General features: G+C 62.5%; 2 protein-coding genes. Both read right to left on the minus strand.

Annotated features, from left to right (window positions below):
* Positions 1–336: response regulator (locus AC2YI2_RS35145; RefSeq protein WP_487391140.1), on the minus strand; the 336-nt coding region annotated here is incomplete at its 3' end.
* Positions 333–624, minus strand: a 292-nt coding sequence (locus AC2YI2_RS35150; protein ID WP_487391141.1) for an STAS domain-containing protein, incomplete at its 5' end; no start/stop codon positions are given. The genes AC2YI2_RS35150 and AC2YI2_RS35145, both read right to left, overlap by 4 nt.

Below are 624 nucleotides of genomic sequence, written 5' to 3' on the forward strand. Positions count from 1 at the left end.
AAGGTTTTCAGGGTCGAACGGCTTGGTGAGCCAACCGGTGGCGCCGGCCGCCTTGGCCTGCTGCCGCAGCTCGCCGTCGGACTCCGTGGTCAGGAAGATGACCGGAACGCCCATATGCGCCGGGATCTTGCGCAGCTCCCGTATCATCGTCAGGCCGTCCATGTTCGGCATGTTGAGGTCGGTGATGATGAGGTCGAACTGACCTGAATTGAGCTTGCCGATGCCGTCCATGCCATCGACGGCCTCGGTCACCTGGTAGCCGGCACCGGTCAGGGTCACGCGCGTCGTGAGCCGGATGCTCGCGGAATCGTCGACGGTCAGAATCTTAGCGGTCATTGTGCATTCTCCGAGTGAAGCCAGAATTTTAGATCGTCGAGCGCGGCGCCCTCGATGAAGCCGGCGCGGTTCAGCACATCGCGTAGCTTCGGGCTTGCCGGCTCGGCTAGCGCGAGTTCGCCGCCAACGTTGCGCTGACGGATACGGGCCGCTGCCACGAGCTGGACGAAGCTGAGATCGACGGGAGCTTCGGGATTGAGCTCGAGGCTGACGCTGCGCTCAATCAGCAAGCGCTCGGCAAGCATGGCCTTGATCGCTGCTGCGTTCCGAATGGTAAGATCGGTATCA

Source organism: Rhizobium sp. SRI_017 (assembly GCF_057586295.1).